Source organism: Fictibacillus arsenicus, from assembly GCF_001642935.1.
In the GTDB taxonomy this organism is placed as follows: Bacteria; Bacillota; Bacilli; order Bacillales; family Fictibacillaceae; genus Fictibacillus; species Fictibacillus arsenicus_B.
Genome location: NZ_CP016761.1, coordinates 2,762,337 through 2,787,560, shown reverse-complemented (window position 1 = coordinate 2,787,560; position 25,224 = coordinate 2,762,337). Strand labels below are relative to the sequence as shown.

At 39.1% G+C, this 25,224-nt stretch carries 23 protein-coding genes; 22 read left to right on the top strand and 1 reads right to left on the bottom strand.

Translation table 11 applies throughout. The features are described 5' to 3' along the window. The first annotated feature begins 7 nt into the window (after nt 1–7). The 7 genes from ABE41_RS14350 to ABE41_RS14320 all read left to right on the top strand — a co-directional run bounded on the left by ABE41_RS14350 (nt 8) and on the right by ABE41_RS14320 (nt 7,480). Nucleotides 8–1,249, top strand: a complete 1,242-nt coding sequence (locus ABE41_RS14350) for an NADP-dependent malic enzyme (protein WP_066291620.1) — start codon at nt 8–10, stop codon at nt 1,247–1,249. A gap of 20 nt (nt 1,250–1,269) precedes the next feature. Continuing rightward, entirely contained in the window at nt 1,270–1,917 is a 648-nt protein-coding gene (locus tag ABE41_RS14345) for a FadR/GntR family transcriptional regulator (protein ID WP_066291617.1), read from the top strand. 16 nt (nt 1,918–1,933) lie between these two features. Then, nucleotides 1,934–2,788 carry an acetyl-CoA carboxylase, carboxyltransferase subunit beta gene (accD, locus tag ABE41_RS14340; protein WP_066291614.1) on the top strand — a complete coding sequence of 285 codons (855 nt, stop codon included), beginning with the start codon at nt 1,934–1,936 and terminating at the stop codon, nt 2,786–2,788. A 2-nt stretch (nt 2,789–2,790) separates the two neighbouring features. After that, nucleotides 2,791–3,768: an acetyl-CoA carboxylase carboxyl transferase subunit alpha gene (gene accA, locus ABE41_RS14335; protein WP_066291612.1), complete on the top strand. Its 978-nt coding sequence runs from the start codon at nt 2,791–2,793 to the stop codon at nt 3,766–3,768. 118 nt (nt 3,769–3,886) lie between these two features. Next, on the top strand, nt 3,887–4,846 hold the full coding sequence (gene pfkA, locus ABE41_RS14330) for a 6-phosphofructokinase (protein WP_066291608.1): 960 nt from the start codon (nt 3,887–3,889) through the stop codon (nt 4,844–4,846). An 89-nt stretch (nt 4,847–4,935) separates the two neighbouring features. Then, the gene (gene pyk, locus ABE41_RS14325) at nt 4,936–6,690 is read left to right on the top strand and encodes a pyruvate kinase (RefSeq protein WP_066294879.1); all 1,755 of its coding nucleotides are present in this window, start codon (nt 4,936–4,938) and stop codon (nt 6,688–6,690) included. A gap of 394 nt (nt 6,691–7,084) precedes the next feature. Continuing rightward, on the top strand, nt 7,085–7,480 hold the full coding sequence (locus ABE41_RS14320) for an FxsA family protein (RefSeq protein WP_066291605.1): 396 nt from the start codon (nt 7,085–7,087) through the stop codon (nt 7,478–7,480). A gap of 370 nt (nt 7,481–7,850) precedes the next feature. Here ABE41_RS14320 and ytvI read toward each other — a convergent pair whose 3' ends face one another. Further along, nucleotides 7,851–8,966 carry a sporulation integral membrane protein YtvI gene (gene ytvI, locus ABE41_RS14315; RefSeq protein ID WP_253805349.1) on the bottom strand — a complete coding sequence of 372 codons (1,116 nt, stop codon included), beginning with the start codon at nt 8,964–8,966 and terminating at the stop codon, nt 7,851–7,853. Between the two features lie 47 nt (nt 8,967–9,013). Between ytvI and ABE41_RS14310 the strand changes: the two genes are divergently transcribed. The 15 genes from ABE41_RS14310 (at nt 9,014) to nrdR (ending at nt 25,115) form a co-directional block, all read left to right on the top strand. Then, nucleotides 9,014–9,472: a DUF441 domain-containing protein gene (locus tag ABE41_RS14310; RefSeq protein ID WP_066291601.1), complete on the top strand. Its 459-nt coding sequence runs from the start codon at nt 9,014–9,016 to the stop codon at nt 9,470–9,472. 209 nt (nt 9,473–9,681) lie between these two features. Further along, complete coding sequence (citZ, locus tag ABE41_RS14305; protein ID WP_066291600.1) at nt 9,682–10,797, top strand: citrate synthase; 1,116 nt, start codon at nt 9,682–9,684, stop codon at nt 10,795–10,797. A gap of 111 nt (nt 10,798–10,908) precedes the next feature. Beyond that, the gene (gene icd / locus ABE41_RS14300; protein WP_066291596.1) at nt 10,909–12,177 is read left to right on the top strand and encodes an NADP-dependent isocitrate dehydrogenase; all 1,269 of its coding nucleotides are present in this window, start codon (nt 10,909–10,911) and stop codon (nt 12,175–12,177) included. Nucleotides 12,178–12,255: 78 nt separating this feature from the next. Continuing rightward, nucleotides 12,256–13,194, top strand: a complete 939-nt coding sequence (gene mdh, locus ABE41_RS14295; RefSeq protein ID WP_066291593.1) for a malate dehydrogenase — start codon at nt 12,256–12,258, stop codon at nt 13,192–13,194. 79 nt (nt 13,195–13,273) lie between these two features. Further along, a complete protein-coding gene (locus tag ABE41_RS14290; RefSeq protein ID WP_066291586.1) occupies nt 13,274–13,750 on the top strand; it encodes a MaoC family dehydratase in 477 nt (158 codons plus the stop codon). A 379-nt stretch (nt 13,751–14,129) separates the two neighbouring features. Beyond that, complete coding sequence (locus ABE41_RS14285) at nt 14,130–14,843, top strand: response regulator transcription factor (RefSeq protein ID WP_066291583.1); 714 nt, start codon at nt 14,130–14,132, stop codon at nt 14,841–14,843. Then, the gene (gene pnpS, locus ABE41_RS14280; RefSeq protein ID WP_066291580.1) at nt 14,843–16,576 is read left to right on the top strand and encodes a two-component system histidine kinase PnpS; all 1,734 of its coding nucleotides are present in this window, start codon (nt 14,843–14,845) and stop codon (nt 16,574–16,576) included. The genes ABE41_RS14285 and pnpS overlap by 1 nt, the downstream gene beginning before the upstream one ends. 246 nt (nt 16,577–16,822) lie before the next feature. Continuing rightward, nucleotides 16,823–19,459 (top strand): DNA polymerase I, encoded by a 2,637-nt coding sequence (gene polA / locus ABE41_RS14275; RefSeq protein WP_066291577.1) that lies wholly within the window; start codon nt 16,823–16,825, stop codon nt 19,457–19,459. 63 nt (nt 19,460–19,522) lie between these two features. Beyond that, complete coding sequence (gene mutM / locus ABE41_RS14270; protein WP_066291574.1) at nt 19,523–20,344, top strand: DNA-formamidopyrimidine glycosylase; 822 nt, start codon at nt 19,523–19,525, stop codon at nt 20,342–20,344. Between the two features lie 60 nt (nt 20,345–20,404). Beyond that, nucleotides 20,405–21,037: a sporulation membrane protein YtaF gene (ytaF, locus tag ABE41_RS14265; protein WP_066291572.1), complete on the top strand. Its 633-nt coding sequence runs from the start codon at nt 20,405–20,407 to the stop codon at nt 21,035–21,037. Nucleotides 21,038–21,051: 14 nt separating this feature from the next. Then, nucleotides 21,052–21,657, top strand: coding sequence for a dephospho-CoA kinase (gene coaE, locus ABE41_RS14260; RefSeq protein ID WP_066291570.1), 606 nt, complete (start codon nt 21,052–21,054; stop codon nt 21,655–21,657). Nucleotides 21,658–22,085: 428 nt separating this feature from the next. Continuing rightward, nucleotides 22,086–23,129, top strand: coding sequence for a glyceraldehyde-3-phosphate dehydrogenase (locus ABE41_RS14255; protein WP_066291568.1), 1,044 nt, complete (start codon nt 22,086–22,088; stop codon nt 23,127–23,129). A 288-nt stretch (nt 23,130–23,417) separates the two neighbouring features. Then, on the top strand, nt 23,418–23,801 hold the full coding sequence (gene speD / locus ABE41_RS14250; protein WP_066291566.1) for an adenosylmethionine decarboxylase: 384 nt from the start codon (nt 23,418–23,420) through the stop codon (nt 23,799–23,801). Between the two features lie 384 nt (nt 23,802–24,185). Then, a complete protein-coding gene (locus ABE41_RS14245; RefSeq protein ID WP_083207817.1) occupies nt 24,186–24,581 on the top strand; it encodes a hypothetical protein in 396 nt (131 codons plus the stop codon). A gap of 72 nt (nt 24,582–24,653) precedes the next feature. Continuing rightward, nucleotides 24,654–25,115 carry a transcriptional regulator NrdR gene (nrdR, locus tag ABE41_RS14240; protein ID WP_066291564.1) on the top strand — a complete coding sequence of 154 codons (462 nt, stop codon included), beginning with the start codon at nt 24,654–24,656 and terminating at the stop codon, nt 25,113–25,115. Nucleotides 25,116–25,224 lie beyond the last annotated feature (109 nt).

Sequence of the window (25,224 nt, the reverse complement as noted above, 5' to 3'; positions counted from 1 at the left end):
TGAAACGATGTCTACTTTACGAGAAGAAGCTCTACACATGCACAGAACACATCAAGGAAAACTGGAATCAAAATCAAAGGTGCCAGTACGTAATGCAAAGGATTTAAGCCTTGCCTATTCTCCTGGTGTTGCAGAACCTTGTAAGGATATTTATGATGACAAATCAAAAGTCTATGATTATACGATGAAAGGGAATACTGTAGCTGTTGTCTCAGACGGAACAGCTGTATTAGGTTTAGGCAATATTGGTCCTGAAGCAGCTCTCCCTGTTATGGAAGGAAAAGCAGTATTGTTTAAAAGTTTCGCAGGCGTTGATGCTTTTCCAATCTGTTTAAGCACAACGGACGTGGATAAGATTGTTGAAACGGTTAAGCTGCTGGAGCCTACTTTTGGCGGTGTGAATTTAGAAGATATTGCAGCACCTAATTGTTTTGTAGTTGAAGAACGATTGAAAAAAGAAACAAATATCCCTATCTTTCACGATGATCAGCACGGAACCGCTATTGTTACCTTGGCAGGTCTCGTTAACGCACTGAAATTAACCGGCCGTGAAATGTCTAAAATCAAAGTAGTCGTAAACGGTGCAGGTGCAGCTGGTATTGCGATTATTAAATTATTAGACCGCTTTGGTGTTAAAGACATCATTATGTGTGATACGAAAGGCGCTATTTATGAAGGGCGCCCATTTGGTATGAATTCTGTTAAAACAGAAGTTGCATCATTTACTAATCGAACAAAACAAGAAGGTACTCTTGCTGATGTGATTAGTGGTACAGATGTTTTTGTAGGCGTGTCTGTTGAAGGTGCACTGACTAAATCTATGGTGGAATCTATGAATCCAGAGCCAATCATTTTTGCAATGGCTAATCCTAACCCGGAAATTATGCCTCACGAAGCACGTGAAGCAGGTGCAATGGTTATTGGGACCGGCCGATCCGATTTCCCTAACCAAGTTAACAATGTATTAGCTTTCCCGGGAATTTTCCGTGGAGCTTTAGATGTACGAGCAACTCATATAAACGAAGAAATGAAAATTGCAGCGGTTCATGCTATTGCAAGTCTTGTTAATCCGATAGAATTAAGCGCAGAATATGTTATTCCTGCTCCGTTTGATCCAAGAGTAGCTCCTGCGGTAGCAGCAGCTGTAGCAACAGCAGCTATGGAAACAGGTGTAGCAAGAATTCGTGTGAATCCAGCAGACATCGCTGAAAAGACAAAGAGACTTGCCATCATCGGAAAAGATGAATGAAACCGGTAAAGGAGAGAGGAATGTCTGTCCAGCCTACCGAAAAAGTATATATTGAAATTTTAAAGAAAATTCAAGCCATTATTGTGGAAGACCGTCTTAAAGCAGGTGACAAGCTCCCTTCAGAAAGAGAGCTCAGTGACCGCTTAAATGCAGGAAGATCTTCTGTCCGTGAAGCTTTAAGAGCTCTTGAGCTGCTTGGCTTGATCGAAACGAGAAGAGGCGAGGGTACTTTTATTCGCGAGGCAACAGGACACAGACTGGTAGAAGTACTCGCATCATTTATTCTTAACGATGAAAAGGCCAGGCACGATCTGCAAGAAACACGAAATATAGTCATTAAAGACTGCATAGAACTTGCAACAATGAGAATCACTTCTTTAGATATAAGTAAACTAGAGAAGTTAATACAGAAGATGGAACAAAGCGCTCAAGAAATCAATAATCTCTGTAAAGCATTCGAAAAAAATGTAATTCAGTCATGCGGTAATCATCTTCTTTATCGTTTATATGTGGAACTTACGGGTTATGGGTCATCATTAAAAGGAACAGATTCAAATTGGTCTCCAGAATTTTGCAAGGAAGTTCTTTCTCTTCTTGCAGGTAAGAATGCACAAAAGTTAACGGATCTGTTATCAAAACAAAACGATGCCCTAAACGCAATCGAATAGGTGGTGTTATTCATTCATGATTAAAGGATTGTTCGTAAAAAAGAAAAAATATGCCACAATTCCTACTGGTAAAGTAAAACAGGATGTACCAGAAGGGATTATGAGTAAATGTCCGGAATGCAAGCACATTATGGTCACGAAAGAATTAAAGAAAAACCTGCTTGTATGCCAAGGCTGTCAGTACCATTATTCGATGTCTTCTCAGGAAAGAATAGCGAGTCTGATAGATGAGGGTACTTTTACTGAATATGACGCAAATATGATTTCAAAGAATCCATTGGGGTTTCCTGATTATCTTGAAAAACTTGAGAGTGACCGAAAAAAAACAAAAATCAATGAAGCAGTTGTAACAGGAGAAGGACAAATAAGTGGTATGGACGTATCGCTGGCTGTGATGGATTCCCGTTTTAGAATGGGAAGCATGGGTTCTGTAGTAGGTGAGAAGATTACACGTGCTATCGAGAAAGCCATCGAAAATGAAAATCCTTTTATCATCTTCACTGCTTCAGGCGGCGCTCGTATGCAAGAAGGCGTTCTTAGTCTTATGCAGATGGCGAAGACAAGCGTGGCTTTGAAGAAACTCAGTGACAAGGGACTTTTGTTTATTTCCGTTATGACTCATCCGACTACTGGCGGTGTTTCAGCGAGCTTCGCATCAGTAGGAGATTATAACTTTGCCGAACCAAAAGCACTCATAGGGTTTGCAGGCAGAAGAATCATTGAACAGACAATTAGACAGGAACTGCCGGATGATTTTCAGACAGCAGAATTCTTATTGAAGCATGGTCAGCTGGATGGTGTAATTCACCGCAGCGATATGAAGAAAACGCTGGGTACATTATTAAAGATTCACTCAGAAGGGAGGGGTTAAGCATGGCGGCAGAGCTAGATTTTGAAAGACCGATACACGAACTCGAAAAGAAAATAGCAGAATTAAAGTCTTTTATGGAAGAGAAAGATATTGATCTTACAGATGAAATTCAAAGACTTGAGGAAAAGCTTTCTAGATTGGAAAACAGCACATATTCCGAGATGAAACCATGGGATCGTGTACAAATTGCCAGACATGCTGAACGCCCTACTACCCTTGATTATATCAGCTATTTATTCACGGACTTTATTGAACTTCATGGAGACCGTCTATTTGGTGATGATGAAGCAATCGTTGGAGGAGTAGCTTTTTATAAAGGTCTTCCAGTTACTGTGATCGGGCACCAGAGAGGAAAAGATACAAAAGAAAATCTGCGCAGAAACTTTGGTATGCCTCATCCAGAAGGTTATCGAAAAGCTTTAAGATTGATGAAACAGGCTGAGAAGTTTAATCGGCCGATCATTTGTTTTATCGATACGAAGGGTGCATACCCTGGTAAGGCGGCTGAAGAACGAGGACAGAGTGAAGCGATCGCCCGCAATCTGGTAGAAATGGCAGGATTAACAGTTCCTGTTATTTGTATTGTGATTGGAGAAGGCGGGAGCGGGGGTGCATTAGCTCTTGGTGTGGGTAACTATGTTCACATGCTTGAGAACTCTACGTATTCTGTTATCTCACCAGAAGGGGCAGCTGCAATACTCTGGAAAGATGCTTCACTAGCCAAAAAAGCAGCTGAATCTATGAGAATAACTGCTCCTGATTTAAAAGAGCTAGGAATTATTGATGAAATTATTGAAGAAGTAAAAGGCGGAGCTCATAAAGATCCAAAACGTCAAGCAGAAGAAATTGACAGTGTCTTAGAGTCTTCATTGAACAATTTACTTTCAATGTCTCAAGATGAATTAATTGAGCAGCGTTATGAAAAATATAAAAATATCGGACAATTTGGGTTTGTAAACGATTCCATTGTTGTTAAATAAGGAATGTGCTCTTCCGCTATAGGAAGGGTGCATTTTTTTGCCTATTGTTGTCTATTGTGTTCAACATTTGAACATGATATTTTAATAAGACGAGAGAACTAGAGAGGTGAAAGGTTTCATGAAACGGATAGGAGTTTTAACAAGCGGCGGGGATTCTCCGGGTATGAATGCCGCAATTCGTGCGGTTGTCCGAAAAGGTATATATCATGATTTAGAAGTTTATGGGATATACAATGGTTATGCAGGACTGATTTCAGGGAATATAAAAAAACTAGAGCTTGGCTCTGTTGGTGATATTATTCATAGAGGCGGAACGATGCTTCATTCTGCCCGCTGCCTGGAGTTTAAAACACCAGAAGGTCAGCAAAAAGGAATTGAACAGCTGAAAAAATACGGAATTGAAGGATTAGTTGTAATCGGTGGTGACGGTTCATTCCAAGGAGCGAAGAAACTATCTGAACAAGGATACCCTACGATTGGGGTTCCCGGAACAATTGATAATGACATTCCTGGAACTGATTTCACAATTGGTTTTGATACAGCACTTAATACAATTATTGATGCGATTGATAAAATCCGTGACACAGCTACATCGCATGAACGGACGTATATTATTGAGGTAATGGGACGCGATGCAGGTGATCTTGCACTTTGGGCAGGACTTGCCGATGGAGCAGAGACAATTCTTATTCCAGAAGAAGAACATAAAATGGAACAAGTTGTACAGAAGCTGCAAAGAGGGCACGAACGCGGCAAGAAGCACAGTATTATCATCGTTGCAGAAGGCTGCGGAAGCGGTGTAGACGTTGCAAAAGAGATTGAAACTTTGACAGGCTTTGAAACAAGAGTGACCGTTTTGGGTCATATTCAGCGCGGAGGATCACCTACTGCATTCGACCGTGTATTAGCCAGCCGTCTTGGAGCTCAAGCTGTTGAACTGCTATTGCAGGGCAAAGCTGGACGAACTGTAGGTATTGAAAATAATAAACTTGTGGATTATGACATTACAGAGGTTTTATCTAGAAAGCATTCGATAGATAGAGATATGTACAGATTATCTCAGGAACTATCCATATAACCCGCAAAATAGCATCGTATAGCTGATGTTTATCTTCAGTCTGTACGATGCCTTCTTGCGAATAAGAAAATCAGGAGGCCATTTACATGATGCGCAAAACAAAAATCGTTTGTACTATAGGTCCGGCAAGCGAAAGCATTGATAAACTAAAAGATTTAATGAACGCTGGAATGAATGTTTCCCGTCTTAATTTTTCCCACGGTGATTTTGATGAGCATGGACAAAGAATCAAAAATATCCGTGAAGCCTCAAAAGAACTTGGCAAAACAGTTGCTATTCTTTTAGACACAAAAGGTCCAGAAATTCGTACTCAAACACTTGAAGGCGGAGTTGCAGAGCTTGTAGCTGGAAATGAACTTATCATATCCATGGAAGAAGTAATCGGAAATGATAAAAAGATTTCAGTAACCTATCCAGGTCTTGTTGAAGATGTTGAAGTAGGATCAAGAATCTTGCTTGATGATGGACTTATTGAGCTTGAAGTTATGGAGATCGGCAGCAAAGAACTGACTACGAAAATTTTAAACTCTGGAACTTTAAAGAACAAGAAAGGTGTTAACGTACCTAATGTCAGCGTGAAGCTGCCTGGCATAACAGACAAAGATGCAAAGGATATTGAGTTTGGAATTCAGCAAGGTGTTGACTTTATTGCTGCATCTTTTGTTCGCCGTGCAACAGATGTTCTTGAAATCCGTGAAATTTTGGACAGACATCAAGCTAATCATATTCAAATCATCCCTAAGATCGAGAACCAAGAAGGTGTCGAAAACATTGATGAAATTCTTGCTGTTTCTGATGGTTTGATGGTAGCGCGCGGAGATTTAGGTGTTGAGATTCCAGCTGAAGAAGTGCCGCTTGTTCAAAAAATGCTTATAAAAAAGTGTAATGAACTTGGAAAGCCGGTTATTACTGCGACACAGATGCTTGATTCTATGCAGCGCAACCCGCGCCCGACACGCGCAGAAGCGAGTGACGTAGCCAACGCTATTTTTGACGGTACAGATGCAATCATGTTATCTGGGGAAACTGCAGCTGGTAACTATCCAGTTGAAGCAGTATTAACGATGCATAAGATTGCAAGCCGTGCTGAAAGTTCATTAAATTATAAGAACCTTCTATCTTCAAAGAGCAAGGAAAGCAAAACAACGATTACAGATGCGATCTCACAATCTGTTTCATTTACTGCTTTGAATTTAGAAGCTGATGCTGTTATTACTGCTACAGAAAAAGGTCAAACTGCACGCATGATATCAAAATACCGTCCAAAAGCACCAATTATCGCTGTAACAAGCAATGAAGATGTTTGCCGCAAGCTTGCGTTAGTGTGGGGTGTTACACCGGTTTTAGGTGAGAAAGCAGCAACGACAGATGAAATGTTCCAGGTTGCGATTGATTCTGCACTTAAAGCAGACGCTGTTAAGCATGGCAGCTTAGTTGTCATTACGGCAGGAGTTCCTGTTGGTGAATCTGGATCAACAAACTTGATGAAGGTTCATATCATCGGAGATGTACTTGCTAAAGCGCAAGGTATTGGACAATCATCGGCGTCAGGTAAAGTAGTCATAGCGAAAACAGCAAAAGAGGCTGTTGAAAAAATGACAAAAGGAGCAATACTTGTTACGGTTGGAACCGATCGTGATATGATCTCTGCATTTGAAAAAGCCGCTGCTGTTATAACAGAAGAAGGCGGTCTTACAAGCCATGCTGCTGTTTGCGGAGTATCTATGAGCATACCTGTAATCGTCGGGCTTCAAAATGCGACAGACATTTTTACTGATGGCCAGGAAATTACGATCGACGCATCAGTTGGATATATTTATGACGGCAGGAAGAATGTAATCTAATAAGTAAGTTTTATAGCTTTAGAGAAGGGTGTTTCCGCAAACTTTGTTGCTCTTGAAAGTCGTTGATTTCCGCTCCAGGATGCTCGCTTTCCGGGGGGCGTGCGGTGAGCCTCCTCGGCGCTTTGTGCCCTGAGGTGTCTCACCTGTCCCGCTGATCCCCCAGGAGTCTCGCACCTTGCGCTCCAATCAACTTGCCAAAGAAGAGAAAGAAACAAATTATTCAAAAGCAACAATCTTTTAGAGAAGATTCTTAGAAAAAAGCTAAAATATAAAGAGAAGGGCCGAAACCTTCTCTTTTTTCATACGTAAACATGTACTATTAAAGACAAAAAAAGAAGCAGCAAGACAAGAAGATGCCCTCTTTTCTTTGTCGAGTGAAAGCGGTGAATATAGTATGTTTAGAATTTTATTGCTTATTTTTATTCTTGTGCCAGCCATCGAAGTTGGACTTTTCATTTTTGCAGGACAGTATATCGGAATTCCAGCTACTATAGCTATTATCTTTTTAACAGGAATAATAGGAGCTTTTCTTGCAAAAAGAGAAGGAACAGAGACGATAAACAAAATTAGAATGCAGATGGCAAGCGGCCAGATGCCAGGAGATGCAGTCCTTGACGGTGCCTGTATTCTAGTAGGTGGTGCATTGCTCTTAACACCTGGATTTCTAACAGACTTTGCGGGATTCTCTCTGCTGTTCCCTCCGATTCGAAAAGCAGTGAAGATTTGGCTCAAAGCTAAACTTTATAATAAAATAAAATCAGGGCAGTTTTATATTATTAGGCGGCCATAGATTTCCTTTATTTAAAAAGAACGCTGCAGCGTGCAGACGTTCTTTTTTATATTTAGGCAGTTTTTTGCAAGCATTGTTGCTATTTGTAGAATTTGATTTCCGCTCCAGGTTGCTCGCTTTCCGCGGGGCTGGCGGTGAGCCTCCTTGGGCTTTGCACCATTAGGAGTCTCACCTCTAGGAAGTTTGTGTGCTCCTGTGTCTACAAGCAAAACAGCATCGAAGCGTGTTCCTCGTCGCATGCCTTGCAAGAAGTATATTCAGGTGGTTGGCACGCATGAGTCTCGCACCTTGCTCTCCAATCAACTAGTCAAAGAAGCCGACTCAACAAAAAATGTTCAAAAGCATCAATCTTTTAGAAATTAGCTTATATTTATTTTACTGGTTTCATAATAAATTGATAGATTTCATGAAAGAATTTTGCTTCATATAATGCACGGATAACAACTAGGAAGACAGGACCTATAATCAAACCGACGAATCCAAACAGCTGAAATCCTGCAAATAGTGCGGCTAATGTAGCCAGTGGATCCAAACCTATCGTTTGGGCAAGCAGTTTTGGCTCCATGACCTGCCTTTGTATAACAACAACTCCATAAAGAATAGATAACCCAATGGTAAGTGTGTAGTTGCCAGTTAAAAAGCAATATGCGATCCATGGGAGAAAAACAGCTCCTGTTCCTAAGTAAGGAAGAAGATCGATAGCACCTATCAAAACAGAGATCGTAACGGCATAATCAATTCTCAGAATTAGAAGACCGATTAAAACGATGAAGGCTGTTATCGATATCAAAGTCAGCTGTGCTTTCAAAAAGCCAAATAGAGCTTTTCTAAGCTCGAAATATACCGTTTTAACAGTAAACGTAAGTTTCTCAGGAAAGATGCCTGTTAAAAAACCGGTTAATCGATACCAGTCCTTACTTATAAAAAATGCTGCCAGCAGAGAAAAAATAAATACAGTTAAAAAGGTAGGCAAACTCACTATCATCAATGACACACTATTAATAACAGCCTGCGTAATGCCAGTTACGTTCGTTGTGATACCTGTTCCGATTTTTTCTATGTTATCCATCACGGTTTCTTTCTGATCAGTACCTAATTTACTGTATATAGAAAGTAAATCATGATAGAGGGGGAGTACTTGGGTTTTAAAGTAATTCTCAAAATAAAAGACAAGCTCCTGAATATAAGAAGGCAGTTCATGAGCAATATAAGCAAATCCAGTCATCATTTCCTGGATAAGCAAGGTGAGAATTAAGACCAGTAGCCCGAGAAGAGCTATAATCGAAATAATAACAGCAAGTGCCCTGTTCATTTTAAAACGATATGATAAAAATCCTACAAATGGATTTATAATAAGTGCAATTAAGGCACCTGCAATAAATGGATAAAGGATGGCGGAAACATAATAGCTTGTAAAAATAAGAGCGGCAGCAATTATAATAATATAACTGAAGCGGATAATCCGCTGTACCATATAGGGCTGCAAGGTTAATCACCTGCTTTCTTGTTACTTAAAATAGAAAGGAATTTTTTATGGAATCATTACTTTTTTTAATTGGTCTATTAATTATAGGGGTGGCCGCAAAGAACCAATCCCTCATGATCGCGATCGTATTTTTATTAGTGTTAAAATTTACTGGTTTAGGTGATAAATGGTTTTCAGTAATACAGCAAAAAGGTATAAATTGGGGAGTCACCATTATTACGATAGCGGTATTAATTCCTATTGCAACAGGTGATATCGGGTACAAACAGCTGCAGGAATCACTACGTTCTTTCTATGCATGGATTGCACTGCTATCGGGTATTTTCGTGGCTGTGATCGCAAGCAGAGGGCTGGTGCTGCTTCAAAATGACCCGCATATTACCGCTGCTTTAGTGTTTGGTACAATACTTGCAGTGGCACTCTTTAAAGGAGTTGCTGTAGGTCCGTTAATTGGTGCAGGCATTGCATATCTTGCCATGAAAATAGTTGGAATGTTTACAGCATAATCACCTTAATAAGCATGAATTAAGCGTTATCCGTTCACAAAAATCAGATTTTTGTTTATAATTGATGTGTATGTCCCATTTCCTTTAAATAGTCTTTCATTTTCTTCTCTCTTTTTTTGAGAAGAAAAATGTAAGCTCTTTCTATTTTTAAAAAAATGAAACAATTAAAGGAGAAGAGAGAATAACAGAAAAAAAAAGGAGAGATAGCCATGACAGCTACAAGAGGATTAGAAGGAATTGTTGCAACAACATCTTCTGTCAGCTCTATCATTGATGATGTATTAACCTATAGAGGGTATAGCATTGATGACTTAGCTGATTATGCAACTTTTGAGGAAGTTGTATACTTGCTTTGGAATGGTAAACTGCCTAACCAATCTGAATTAGATGAGTTTAAAACAGAGCTTTCAGAAGCGAGTGAGCTTCCTGCAGAATTGTTGGAACAAATGAAATCGCTTCCTTTGAAGAACGCACATCCAATGACAGTTTTGCGTACAATCGTGTCTACACTTGCGATGTATGATAAGGATGCAGAGGATATGTCTACGGAAGGGAATTATAAAAAAGCCATCCGTCTTCAGGCGCAAATGGCTTCACTAGTTACGGCATTTGCACGTATTAGAGATGGAAAAGATCCTTTATCTCCTAAAAAAGAGTTAAGCTATGCTGCTAATTTCTTATATATGCTAACAGGTAAAGAACCTGATGAAATTTCTGAAACTGCTTTTAATAAGGCACTTGTACTGCATGCAGACCATGAATTAAATGCTTCTACTTTCACAGCACGTGTATGTGTTGCGACACTTTCCGATATCTACTCAGGAATCACAGCTGCAATCGGTGCTCTTAAAGGGCCGCTTCATGGCGGAGCAAATGAACAAGTTATGAAGATGCTTTCTGAGATCGGTGAAGAAGCAAACGTTGAATCATACTTGGATAAAGCTATTGAAAATAAGCAAAAGATTATGGGCTTTGGACACCGTGTATACAAAAATGGAGATCCTCGTGCGAAGCATTTGCGTGAGATGTCTAAGCAGTTAACTTCAATAACTGGTGAAGAAAAATGGTATACAATGAGTGTAAAGATTGATGAAACGTTAAAGCAAAAGAAAGGCTTGCTTCCAAACGTAGATTTCTACTCTGCGAGTGTTTATCACAGCCTGGGTATTGATCATGATTTATTTACGCCAATCTTTGCTATCAGCCGTGTTTCCGGCTGGATCGCACACATCTTGGAGCAGTATGAAAATAACCGTCTGATCCGTCCGCGTGCTGAGTATATCGGACCTGATATGCAGCAATTCGTTCCATTAGAGCAAAGATAAGCAAAAAAAAACAATCATTTATAAAAGAGAAGGGATTCTTCTTCTCTTTTCACTATGTTTTTTAGTAGACTAGTATGGTAAATGTATTTGCAGAAATAGGAGGAATTTAGAATGTCTAACGGAGAACGTATTACAGTTGACAACGGAGTGTTGAATGTACCAAACCAGCCGATTATCCCTTTCATCGAAGGTGACGGAACTGGACCAGATATCTGGGCTGCTGCTTCAAGAGTATTAGAAGCTGCTGTTGAAAAAGCATATAACGGTGAGAAAAAGATTGTTTGGAAAGAAGTTCTTGCTGGAGAAAAAGCATTTAACCAAACGGGAGAATGGCTTCCATCAGAGACTTTAGATGTTATTCGTGATTACATAATTGCGATTAAAGGACCTTTAACTACACCAGTCGGCGGAGGAATCAGATCTCTAAACGTAGCACTAAGACAAGAATTAGATTTATTCACTTGCTTACGTCCTGTTCAATATTTCAAAGGTGTACCTTCACCGGTAAAACGTCCTGAAGATACTAACATGGTTATCTTCCGTGAGAATACTGAAGATATTTATGCAGGTATAGAATATGCGAGCGGTTCTGACGAAGTGAAAAAGCTTATTCAATTCCTTCAAGATGAAATGGGTGTTAACAAAATCCGTTTCCCTGAAACATCAGGAATTGGTATTAAGCCTGTATCTTCTGAAGGTACACAGCGTCTAGTGCGTGCTGCGATCCAATATGCGATCAACGAAGGCCGCAAGAGTGTAACACTTGTTCACAAAGGAAACATCATGAAATACACTGAAGGAGCTTTTAAAAACTGGGGTTATGAGCTGGCAGAAGCTGAATTCGGTGACAAAGTATTCACTTGGGCTCAATATGACCGTATTGCTGAAGAAAGCGGCAAGGATGCAGCTGACAAAGCACAAGCTGATGCAGAAGCTGCAGGCAAGATCATCGTTAAGGATTCAATCGCTGATATCTTCTTACAGCAGATTCTTACTCGTCCAGCTGAATTTGACGTAGTAGCAACAATGAACCTGAACGGTGACTATATTTCTGATGCTCTTGCTGCTCAAGTTGGCGGAATCGGAATTGCTCCTGGAGCAAACATCAATTACGAAACAGGACATGCTATTTTTGAAGCAACTCACGGTACTGCACCGAAGTATGCAGGTCTTGATAAAGTAAACCCTTCATCTGTAATCCTTTCAGGTGTACTAATGTTAGAACACTTAGGGTGGGGAGAAGCAGCTAAACTAGTTCTTTCATCTATGGAACATACAATTGCAAGTAAAGTAGTAACATATGACTTTGCACGTTTGATGGATGGTGCTACAGAAGTTAAATGTTCTGAGTTTGCAGACGAACTAATTAAAAATATGTAAGCAACGGCCCCTTTAATTAGGGGCTTTGCTGAATTTAGTTTAGTAAACGTTTTCTATAATGTTTCTGGAGGGAATGACATGGCTAACAAGCGTAAAAAGATTTCAGTTATTGGTGGAGGATTTACCGGGGCAACAACTGCTTTCATTTTAGGGCAAAAAGAAATCGGGGATGTCGTATTAGTTGATATTCCTCAAATGGAGAACCCGACAAAAGGGAAAGCGCTCGACATGATGGAAGCAAGTCCTGTTCAAGGTTTTGACGCTGCCATTACGGGTACTAGCGATTACGCTGATACAGCTGGTTCTGATGTTGTAGTTATCACTGCTGGTATCGCACGCAAACCTGGTATGAGCCGAGATGATCTTGTCAATACGAATGCGGGAATCATGAAGAGTGTTACAAAGGAAATCGTTAAACATTCTCCTGACTGTACAATTATCGTATTAACAAATCCAGTTGATGCCATGACTTATACTGTGTTAAAAGAGTCTGGGTTCCCTAAACAGCGTGTAATCGGTCAATCTGGAATTCTTGATACAGCTCGTTTCCGTACTTTTGTTGCTATGGAGTTAAACCTTTCTGTAAAAGACGTAACTGGTTTCGTTCTTGGCGGACATGGTGATGACATGGTTCCTTTAGTCCGCTACTCTTATGCGGGTGGTATTCCTTTAGAAAAATTAATCTCAAAAGAACGTCTGGACGCAATTGTTGAGCGCACGCGTAAAGGCGGCGGTGAAATCGTTAACTTATTAGGCAACGGATCTGCTTATTATGCACCAGCGGCTTCATTAGTTGAAATGGTTGAAGCCATCGTGAAGGATCAGCGCAGAGTACTTCCTTCAATCGCCTACTTAGAAGGTGAATATGGCTATAACGGAATTTGCCTTGGAGTACCAACAATCCTAGGCGGCAACGGTCTAGAAGAAATCATTGAATTAGAGCTAACAGTTGAAGAAAAATCTGCACTTGATCAATCAGCAGAATCTGTAAAGGCTGTAATGAAAGTTCTGGCATAATGAAAAAGAAGATTCGGGAGCTTGTCCCGAATCTTTTCTCCTATTACAATGAAAGCGTTAACATTAAGGGGGAACTAAAGTGCTGATCGGAAAAAAGAGAAAGCTTGGCAGGAAAATTAATGAAATCCAGGCCGGAGAGAAACTCGAGATGCAAGAAACGATTGAAGATAAAGACCTTTTGCTTTATCTAGGGTTAACAAACGATAACAACCCTCTCTTTATACAGCATGATTATGCGACACTTACACCATTTAAAAAGCCTATAGTACCGCAAATTATGCTGATGGGGATGGTAACTTCGGCAGTATCAAAATACCTGCCTGGCCCAGGAAGCTCAATTACACAATCAAACTTTCATTTTGTAAAACCCGTATATCATTATTCAAAACTAACATTCTTGTTTGAAATTACAGAAGTAGACAGGGATAATCATTTGGTTGCTATGAAAGCAGCTGCAAAAAATGAAGAAGGGGCTGAAGTTTTGTACGCAGAACTTCAAGTTTGCCCTCCATATCCGCCAAAACCCATTACATCAAATACGATGGATAATTTTTAAGACCCTTTCTGAAGAAAGGGTTTTATTTTTTTTTGTGAAGGTTGTTTCGTAGTGCTTTATTGCTAATTAAAGCGGTTGATTTCCGCTCCAGGTGCTCGCTTTCCGCGGGGCAGGCGGTGAGCCACATTCGTACGTTTCACTTATAAGTGTCTCACCTGCCCGCCTGTCCCGCAGGAGTCTCACACCTTACGCTCAAATCAACTATTCAGCGATGACAATGCCTTATAAAACAACAAAGATTAAGAAAAACAGAATTGTGAATGTAAAAAATATGTAAAGAAAATGTTAAGCAAGTATGAAAATTTATCGTTTTTTGTACACACTAACAAAAACATAGTATGATAAATTTGTAAAAGTCGCTATAAAGGTGGGAATTTGAATGAGCCAAAAGTTACTCGTTGTAGAAGATGAAATTTCAATTTCAACATTGTTGCAATTCAATCTAGAACAAGCAGGATTCCAAGTAGTAACAGCAATGGATGGCAAAAACGGACTAGAAAAAGCAGAAAGCGAAATTCCTGACCTGATCATACTAGATCTAATGCTTCCAGAAATGGACGGGCTGGAAGTCTGCAAAGAGCTGCGCTCAAAAAAATTAAACATTCCAATTCTTATGCTGACAGCTAAAGATGATGAATTTGATAAAGTGCTCGGTCTTGAATTAGGCGCTGATGACTATATGACAAAACCATTCAGTCCAAGAGAAGTAGTTGCACGAGTGAAGGCGATTCTCCGCCGGACTGCAGCAGCGGAACCTGGTGCAGAAAAACATAAAAAAGATGAAGTGGAACATCTTCAAATTGGAGAGGTAGATATTTACCCTGAAAATTATGAAGCGTATTTTAAAGAGAAAGCGCTGGAATTAACACCAAAAGAATTTGAATTGCTAGTGTACCTTGCGAGACATAAAGGGCGGGTTCTTTCTAGGGAACAACTTTTGTCAGCTGTCTGGAACTATGATTTTGTCGGAGATACCAGAATTGTGGATGTTCATATCAGCCATCTTCGGGAGAAAATTGAGATGAATACAAGAAAGCCGATCTATATTAAAACGATAAGAGGACTAGGGTATAAATTAGAGGAGCCTCAATAATGAACGAATTTAAAAACCGGGTACTCACGTTTTTTTTACTCGGGATTTTACTGGTATTTATACTCCTTGCACTCATTATGGGCAACATTGTTCATCACAGTGTTAAAGAAAAAAGAATGCAGTTTTATGCGGGAGAGTTAGGGTTAATTGAACAGGTCTTAAATACTGAAGAAGAGCCTGCAACCATTAAAAGGCTATTAAGATATGCGTCAAAGGATTTAAATGGAGAAATTTATGTTCTTGATTCGAACTGGAACGTTAAATATACTTCAGATGGAAATAGTCCTAGAAACATGTCGTCCTATTATCCAAAAAAGCAATCTTCTGATAATGAACTGGTTCAAAAAAATGAGAGCGGTAAAATTTATTATACGCTCGAGCGAAAGCAAAAAGAAAATCCCGGCTATATACAGTTAGCTATTCCAGAAGGTGCAGCAGAAGCTGCTGAAAGATCCATCTGGATTATGATGTCTATTGGTTTTCTAATATGTTTTGTCATTATCCTATATGTATCTATAAAGGTTATTCATAAAATTGTCCGGCCAGTTGAAGAAGCAACACAAACTGCAAAAGAGCTTGCTAAAGGAAATTTTAAAGCTAGAACATACGAATATTACGGTGAAGATATTGGGGAACTGAACTATTCACTTAATGTTCTGGCACGAAATCTTGAAAAAATGACGAAGTCTCAAGAGTCACAGCATGACAGGCTAATAACATTGATTGAAAATATGGGCAGCGGATTGATTTTGATTGATTCGAATGGATACATTAACCTGGTGAATAAAGCATTCAAAGAATTATTTAAAGAGCATGCTGACTATTGGACAGGTCACTTGTTTTACGAAGTTTTCCCGCATGCAGAAATTAAAGATATCGTTAAAGAAACATATTTAACCGAAAAGAACGTTAAAAAGAATGTAGTCATTCCGATTCATATTGAACGAAAACACTTTGAAGTATACAGTGCTCCAGTCTTAGATGTGAAAGGTAAGCTTAGGGGTATAGTACTCGTGTTTCACGATATAACTGAATTGAAGAAGCTGGAACAGGTCAGAAAAGATTTTGTTGCGAACGTATCTCATGAACTGAAAACCCCGATTACCTCTTTAAAAGGTTTTGCTGAAACCCTTTTAGATGGAGCAGGAGAAAATCAAGAATTTCGTAATAAATTTTTAACGATTATTTTGAATGAGAGTGACCGTCTTCAAGCTTTGATACAAGACTTGCTGGATCTTTCAAAAAGTGAGCAAGGATTCCACTTGGATGTGCAGAAAGTTAACCTCGAAGATTTGGTTAAAGAAACAATAGAGATATTACTACCAAAAGCTGAAAAGAAAAATATCACACTTTCATTATCCGTTTCTGGTTATCCGATGATGGACGGGGATGCCCCGCGTCTAAAGCAAATTATCATTAATCTCGTATCTAACAGTCTCAACTATACACCTGCAGATGGATCAGTATCTGTAAATGTAGAAGAAAAGAAAGAACATGTGAAGCTGACTGTTAAAGATACAGGAATAGGTATTAAAGAAAGTGAGATCCCCCGAATATTTGAACGGTTCTATCGAGTTGATAAAGCAAGAAGCAGGAACTCTGGCGGAACAGGTCTGGGGCTTGCTATCGTAAAGCATCTAGTAGAAGCGCACCACGGTACAATAAAGGTAGAAAGTAAGATTGGAGAAGGTTCTCAATTCATTATTCGCTTTCCCAAAAAGTTAGAGTTATAAGATTTACAATTCCTTTACACCGCTGTTTTCTTTAATTAATAGTTAAACCGTACTATAAAAGTATCCTTTTTCAGTACCCCCTTAGCGAGAGTCCTCCATGGATTCTCGCCTTTTTTTTGTAGATTGATAAGCATCGAATCTCATCGTAAACTTCCAATCCATATATACACCGTTTCTTCTTTTTTGTTTCTTTTAGCCGTCATGATACAATAGAAAATAGAGAAATGTCCTCAGGAGGTAACGGACTTGGGAAAAAATAAATTAGTTTTGGTAGACGGAAATAGTATTGCATATAGAGCTTTTTTTGCTTTACCGCTGTTAAACAATGATAAAGGTGTTTATACGAATGCTGTTTATGGTTTTACACAAATGCTTCTTAAGATTTTAGAAGATGAGAAGCCCTCGCATATGCTGGTGGCTTTTGATGCGGGGAAAACGACTTTTCGCCATAAGACGTTTGGTGAATATAAGGGCGGCCGTCAAAAAACACCGCCTGAGCTTTCTGAGCAGTTCCCTTTTATTAGACAGCTGCTGGATGCTTTTAAGATTAAAAGATATGAACTTGAGAATTATGAAGCGGATGATATCATCGGAACACTTGCTTCTAGTGCTGCAGATGGCAATTGGGATGTAAAAGTATTTACAGGGGATAAAGATTTGCTTCAGCTCGTAACGCCTGATGTTGAAGTGGTTCTGACGAGAAAAGGTATAACTGAAGTAGAAGCTTATACAGTTGAACAAGTAAACGAGCGATATGGAATTACTCCCGATCAAATTATTGATATGAAAGGTCTTATGGGCGATCCTTCAGATAATATTCCAGGTGTTCCGGGAGTAGGTGAGAAAACGGCTATTAAGCTCATTAAAGAATATGGCTCTGTAGAAAAAGTGCTGGAGTCGATCGATCAGATTTCAGGGGCCAAATTAAAAGAACGGTTAACAGAAAATAAAGATCAGGCATTAATGAGTAAAGAGCTTGCAACAATTACAAAGGAAGCACCAATCGAGCTTGGATTAGAAGATACGAACTACGAAGGGTATGAAAATTCCTCTGTATTTCCGTTGTTTAAAGAACTCGGTTTCCAATCTCTTTTGGAACGCCTAGGCGGAGATGAAGAACTTCTTCCAGAGACCGAAAAAGAAGAACTTAATTTTCAGATGGTTTCTTCCATTGATGCTGAAATGCTGCAGAATCCATCCGCATTGATTGTTGAAACGCTGACTGAGGATTATCATAAAGCTGACATTCAAGGTTATGCGATAAGCAATAACAACGGAACGTATTATATTTCATCAAGTCTTGCTAAAGGTTCAAATGAATTTAAAGAGTGGCTGGAAGATAATAATCAAAAGAAGAGAATGTTTGATGCTAAAAGAGCTCACGTTGCTTTAAAAAGACAAGGGATTCAATTAAATGGCATCGAATTTGATAGCCAGCTTGCTTCTTATCTGTTGAATCCATCGGAGTCATTAGATGAAGTGGCTGATGTTGCTAAGCAGTATGGAAAGCTAACCGTTGACTCAAATGAAAAGGTATACGGAAAAGGGGCAAAGAAAAAACTGCCTGAAGAAGATATTCTGGCAGAGCACCTTAGCCGAAAAGCACATGCTATCTTCATTTTAACTGATCTATTAGCAGACAAATTAAAAGAAAATGAACAAAGCAACTTGTTCTATGATTTAGAGATGCCATTATCTTTAGTACTTGCTAAAATGGAAGAGATCGGTGTAAAGGTAAAAGCAGATACCCTGAGAGAAATGGGCACTGACTTAGAAGCACAGCTTTCTATGCTTGAAAAAGATATACATGAACTTGCAGGCGTTTCGTTCAATATTAATTCCCCAAAACAGCTTGGGGAGATTCTTTTTGAAAAATTAAATCTGCCAGCAATTAAAAAAACAAAAACAGGTTATTCTACCTCCGTTGATGTTTTAGAAAAATTAGAAGGCAAACATGAGATAATCAATAAAATTTTAATATACCGCCAGTTAGGTAAACTAAGATCAACTTATATTGAAGGTTTGTTAAAAGTTGTTCATGAAGATACAGGGAGAATTCATACTCGTTTTAATCAAGTGCTGGCTCAGACAGGACGTCTTAGTTCGATCGATCCGAACCTGCAGAACATACCAATTCGTCTGGAAGCAGGAAGAAAAATCAGACATGCTTTTGTACCATCTCAGCCTGGATGGAAAATACTGGCTGCGGATTACTCTCAGATCGAGCTTCGTGTACTGGCCCATATATCCCAGGATGAAAATCTGATGGAGGCTTTCCAAAGCGAGATGGATGTTCATACAAAAACAGCCATGGATGTTTTTCATGTTAATCAAGATGAAGTGACATCTGAAATGCGAAGACGTGCGAAAGCTGTTAACTTTGGTATCGTTTATGGAATCAGTGATTATGGATTATCTCAAAGCTTAGGGATAACCAGAAAAGAAGCTGGTGAATTTATTAAGTCCTATCTGGAGAGCTTCCCGGGTGTACAGCAATATATGAAGGATAGTATTGCTGAAGCTAAACAAAACGGATACGTTTCTACATTGCTTCATCGACGCCGCTACTTGCCGGAGATCAACAGCAGAAATTTCAATTTGCGAAGCTTTGCTGAGCGCACTGCCATGAATACTCCTATTCAAGGCACAGCGGCCGATATCATTAAGAAAGCAATGGTTGATATGGATAAACGTCTCAGTGACGAAAATCTAGAAGCAAAAATGCTGTTAACTGTTCATGATGAATTGATTTTTGAAGCTCCAGAACAAGAGATTGAAAAACTGAAGGAAATTGTCTGTGAAGTTATGGAACAGGCTGTTCAACTCGATGTGCCTCTTAAAGTGGATGTAAGCTGGGGCGATTCGTGGTATGAAGCGAAATAAATAATAAGACAGCATCCCCGTTCTATGGGGTGCTGTTTTTCATAGTAAAGTGTGGTGAAACTCGTGCCTGAATTACCTGAAGTAGAAAATGTGAAAAATACTCTTAATCGATTTTTACCAGGGAAAGTTATTAAAGATATAAAAATTTATTGGGATAATATCATCAAGCATCCTGTACCAGAAGAGTTTATTTTAAGGCTTAAAGGTCAGAGTTTTGAAGAAGTGTACAGGAGAGGGAAGTTTTTAATTTTTCATCTAAATGAAGATTCTCTTGTTTCTCATCTGAGGATGGAAGGTAAATATGGACTGTTCAATAAGGAAGAACCACCTGACAAGCATACTCATGTTATCTTTTCTTTTACAGACGGAACGGAACTCAGGTATAGAGACGTCCGTAAATTCGGTACAATGCACCTATATCCTAAAGGAACTGAAGAAAATCACCTTCCGCTAAGCTCATTAGGTGTTGAGCCGCTATCTGATTCCCTTACCGCGGGACTCATGAAAAAATTATTTTTCAAGACAAAACGCAGCATTAAAGCAGTGCTCCTGGATCAGACATTCATTGCAGGCATCGGAAACATCTATGTCGATGAAGTATTATTTAAAGCGAAAATTCATCCTGAAACACCTGCTAATGAATTATCTATACACAAGCTAAAAAAATTAAAGAATGCTATTACGGATATTTTAGCTGAAGCGGTAAAACATGGTGGAAGTACGATCCGTTCGTATACGAATTCGATGGGTGAAACTGGAGGCTTTCAGCTGAAATTGTTTGTGTATGGAAGAAAGAGTGAGCCTTGCCGTATCTGTGGGAATGAGATCGAACGCATGGTTGTAGCAGGAAGAGGCACTCACATATGTAAGAACTGTCAAAAATAAACCAATTTTATACTCCTTTCATATACTGCATTTACCGTTAATTGAAAGGAGTACAGGGACATGGTGGCTTACTCATTTGTATTACTGGCACTGGCCGTCAGCCTGGACAGTTTTGGAGCCGGATTAACGTATGGAATGAAATCCATTAAAATTCCTTTTCGCTCCATATTAATCATCGCAATATGTTCAGCTGTTACCTTTTTATTTTCAATGTTCCTCGGATTTACCTTAGAAAAGTTTATTACTCAAAAAACAGGTGAAGTTTTAGGCGGCTTAATTCTTCTTGGAATCGGAATCTACTCTCTATGGCAGGTTTTTTTACCAGAGAAAGAAAACATTGATACAGAACCAAAAAATTTAGTGCTATTCGAAATAAAATCATTAGGAATCGTCATTCACATTCTAAAAAAACCAGTCATGGCTGATATAGATAAATCTGGTTCCATTACTGGCTGGGAAGCAGTTCTGCTGGGAATAGCTTTGTCGCTTGATGCTTTTGGAGCAGGAATTGGAGCTGCGTTAATTGATCTTTCGCCTCTTTTGACCACAGTGTCAATTGCAGTTATGAGTGCTCTGTTCTTATGGGGCGGTATGGCATTAGGGTTATATTTTTTTAATAAAACGAATTGGATGAAACGGTTATCAGTTCTACCAGGTATTTTACTGATTGTAATGGGTTTATTAAGAATGTAACAGGAGGAAAACCATTGATTATTGGATTAACAGGCGGAATCGCAACCGGGAAATCTACAGCCAGTCTTATCTTAAACGAACAAGGAATACCTGTCATCGACGCTGATATTATTGCAAGGGAAGTAGTAATGCCTGGAAAAGAAGCTTACGAAAAAATAGTCGCTTTTTTTGGAGATGACGTTCTTCTTTCTGACAAGACCTTAAACAGGGCAAAACTAGGAGAAATTATATTTAATAACTCTGAGAAACGGCTAAAGCTGAATGAAATCGTGCATCCTGCTGTGCGGTCAGAAATGAAAAAACAAGCTGAACTGCATTTGAGCGACGGCAATCCTTTAGTAATCATGGATATCCCTTTATTATTTGAAAGTAAACTTACTCACATGGTAGATGAAACATGGCTAATTTATACTCATCCAGACATACAGCTTAAGCGTTTGATGGAGCGGGATGGGTATACAGAGGAACAAGCTGTTTCAAGAATAAAGTCTCAGATGCCGATTGATGAGAAAAAAGAATTAGCTGATGTTGTGATTGAGAATAATGGTACAAAAGAAGATTTGAAACAAAAATTACTTAGACTTCTTCAAGAAGTTAAGAAAACAGACTTTATGAAATAGGTCTGTTTTTTTATTGACGCATTTCTAAAAGATGGTTGCTGCTGAGAGATTTTCAAAAGTTCTTCATTGATTAGTTAATTGGAGCGGAAGGGCGAGACTCCTCGAAAATGGAAAATCACATTTTCTTCGTGCGATGTATCGCTGTCGAAGCTTTCCTTGTCCTGCAGGACGAGCGGGGCAGGTGAGACCACTCGATGTACGCAGTACGGAGTGGGCTCACCGCACGCCCTGCGTAAAGCGAGCCACTGCAACGGAAATTAACAACTTTCAAATTCAACAATGTTTACGGAAACAGCTTTTAATTTCACAAATTCATGCCCCTTTTTTGCCTAATTTCAATAAAAGTATGTTCTTTTTGAGGGTTATTATGATATACTAATTGCAGATAGAAACCTTAAAGAGTATAACACATTGGAAGGAGCAGCTTCATGAAAGCAAAAATTGCAATTAATGGCTTGGGGAGAATCGGAAGAATGGTCTTCCGCAAAATGATGGAGAATGATGATTTTGAGGTTGTAGCTGTTAATGCCAGCTATCCAGCAGAAACACTTGCTCATATGGTTAAATACGATTCCATACATGGGACTTTTCCAGGAGATGTTGTAGCTGCAGAAGATGCCCTTTTTGTTAATGGAAAAAAAGTTGTTTTAGTGAATTCCCGTGACCCTCGTGAGTTGCCTTGGGGTGATCTCGGAATTGATATAGTAATTGAAGCAACAGGTAAATTTGTATCTCAGGAAACTGCAGGACTTCATATTGAAGCCGGTGCTAAAAAGGTAATCATTACAGCTCCAGGCAAGAATGAAGATATTACGATTGTTATGGGCGTAAATGACAGCGATTACATTTCGTCAGAACATCATATTATTTCAAATGCTTCTTGTACTACAAACTGCCTTGCGCCTGTTATAAAAGTGCTTGACGACCAGTTTGGTGTTCAATCCGGTATGATGACAACGGTTCATGCATATACAAATGATCAAAAAAATATAGATAACCCGCACAAGGACCTTAGACGTGCCCGTGCTTGCGGAACATCCATTATTCCTACTTCAACAGGAGCAGCTAAAGCAATTGCTAAAGTTCTTCCTCATCTAGAAGGCAAACTAAATGGAATGGCACTTAGAGTTCCAACACCAAATGTATCTTTAGTTGATGTGGTTGTAGAATTGAAAACTCCTGTATCAAAAGACCAAGTGAATCATGCATTCCAATCAGCAGCAGAGGGATCAATGAAAGGCGTATTAGAATATAGTGACCTGCCTTTAGTTTCAATTGATTATAACGGAAATGAAAACTCTTCTATCGTTGATGGTCTATCGACTATGGTGATGGATGGAAATAAAGTCAAGGTATTGGCATGGTATGACAATGAGTGGGGCTATTCTTGCCGTGTTGTAGATTTAGCGAAACATGTAGCTTTTGCACTTAACAGCAAAGTGCCAGTAGAGAAAAACGCTTCCGTTTCATAAAGATGAATGAAGGTTAATATAAGGAGCCGGGAAAATTTCCCGGCTTTTTTATGTTTAGCATAGATATGCTTTTTTGTTGAAAAAAACTATTGAAAAAATTTACCCAGAATTATTGCAAATCAATTTTAAAAGAAGTATACTATGTTTCGTGAACTTCAAATAAAGCAAATTAAGGCATTGAATGCTACTTAAAGGGTTAGGACCTCTCTGGACTAACTTGCCCCCGTGGTAGATGTTCGATACCGCATGCTTGAAGGCATGATTATTTTTAAAAGGGGGACTATGCTAATGGATACAATGGGAAGACACGTAATTGCTGAGTTATGGGGTTGTGATTCTGAAAAATTAAATGACATGAAGTTTATTGAAGAGACTTTCGTAGATGCTGCATTGAAAGCAGGTGCAGAAATTCGTGAGGTTGCTTTTCATAAATTTGCTCCGCACGGTGTAAGTGGAGTAGTTATTATTTCTGAATCTCATCTAACTATTCACAGTTTTCCTGAGCATGGTTATGCAAGTATTGATGTTTATACGTGTGGAGATCGAATTGATCCTAACGTAGCTGCTGATTACATTTCAGAAGCATTAGGCGCTAAAAAACGTGAAAATCTGGAAGTTCCACGCGGAATGGGTCCGATTGCCGTTGCCAAATCAAAAGTTACAGCTCAATAATTTAAAACAGAATTTAAACGAGGTGTGAAATTTCACACCTCTTTTTTATTTTGGCTGTTTTTGAATTCAGTGTTGTTCTTGAAAGTGGTTGATTTCCGTTTCAGGTGCTCGCTTTCCGCGGGGAGTGCGGTGAGCCACCTTTGCGTTTTGCACCTGCTGTGTCTCACCTGTCCCGCTGATCCCGCAGGACAAGGAAGGCATCGACAGCGTTACCTCGCACGAAGAAAATGTGATTTTTCATTTTCGAGGAGTCTCGCACCTTACACTCCAATCAACTTGTCAAAGAAGAAATGAATCAAAAGCAACAATGTTTTAGAATTAACCTTTATTTTATATAAAATAGGGAATAATACGTTACAAATTATGTCGTTTTGGAGGTTTGTTATGTTTAGAAAGTTTCAAAATCTAATGGAAAATCACGCGGAAACGAGTGAACTGCATGTGGACGAAAGGCTTCGGACCCATTACTTTAAAGCTAACAAGGCTGAAGTGATGAATGTTATAAAACAAATTTTGGATGAAGACACGAACTTTACAGAGCTTGGGTTTTCTGAGGAAAGGGGAGAAGCGACATTTGAAGTAAGACAGCCCAAAAATGCATTTGTTGTAGTCAGTGTAGTGACAGTAAGACATAATCATACGGCAGTAGATCTAAATGTTTCAACAGAGTCTGCTCTTCCTTTTAATTTTGGAAACAATCAGCGTCTGATTACAAGCATATATGAAATTTTAAAACAGAGACTTCCGTTTTTGGGGACATCTATGGCTGAAAATTTATAGGAATAGCTTGTCACAAACCTCCCTTTTCTTTAAGATAGAGATAGAATAGAAAATTTTTTGGGGATGATTACAATGAGGTGTCCTTCTTGCCAGCATAATGGAACAAAAGTGCTTGATTCCAGACCTGTTCATAGCGGCCGGTCTATTCGCCGAAGACGGGAATGTGAAGATTGCAGCTATAGATTTACTACATTTGAAACGGTAGAACAAACACCGCTAATCATTGTTAAAAAGGGCGGAGAGAGAGAAGAATTCAGCCGCGAAAAGATTCTTAGAGGGCTTATTAAAGCTTGTGAAAAAAGACCTGTCCCCTTAGAAACACTTGAAAATATAGTGGATAATATCGAAAAAGAACTGAGAAACAGCGGAGCGTCCGAGATTTCCAGTACAGCAGTTGGAGAACAGGTAATGGAACATCTTTCAAAAACTGATGAGGTAGCATATGTAAGATTCGCCTCTGTTTATCGCCAATTTAAAGATATTAATGTATTTATACAAGAACTAAAGGAACTGATTAACAAAGATGAGCGTTAAAGCTTCAGTTGAACAGCTATAACGCTCTTTTATTATCGTAATAGTGCAACTTTGGCTGACGTATAAACGAAACGTCAGCCAAGTTTCTTTCATAGTAAGAGAATTTTAT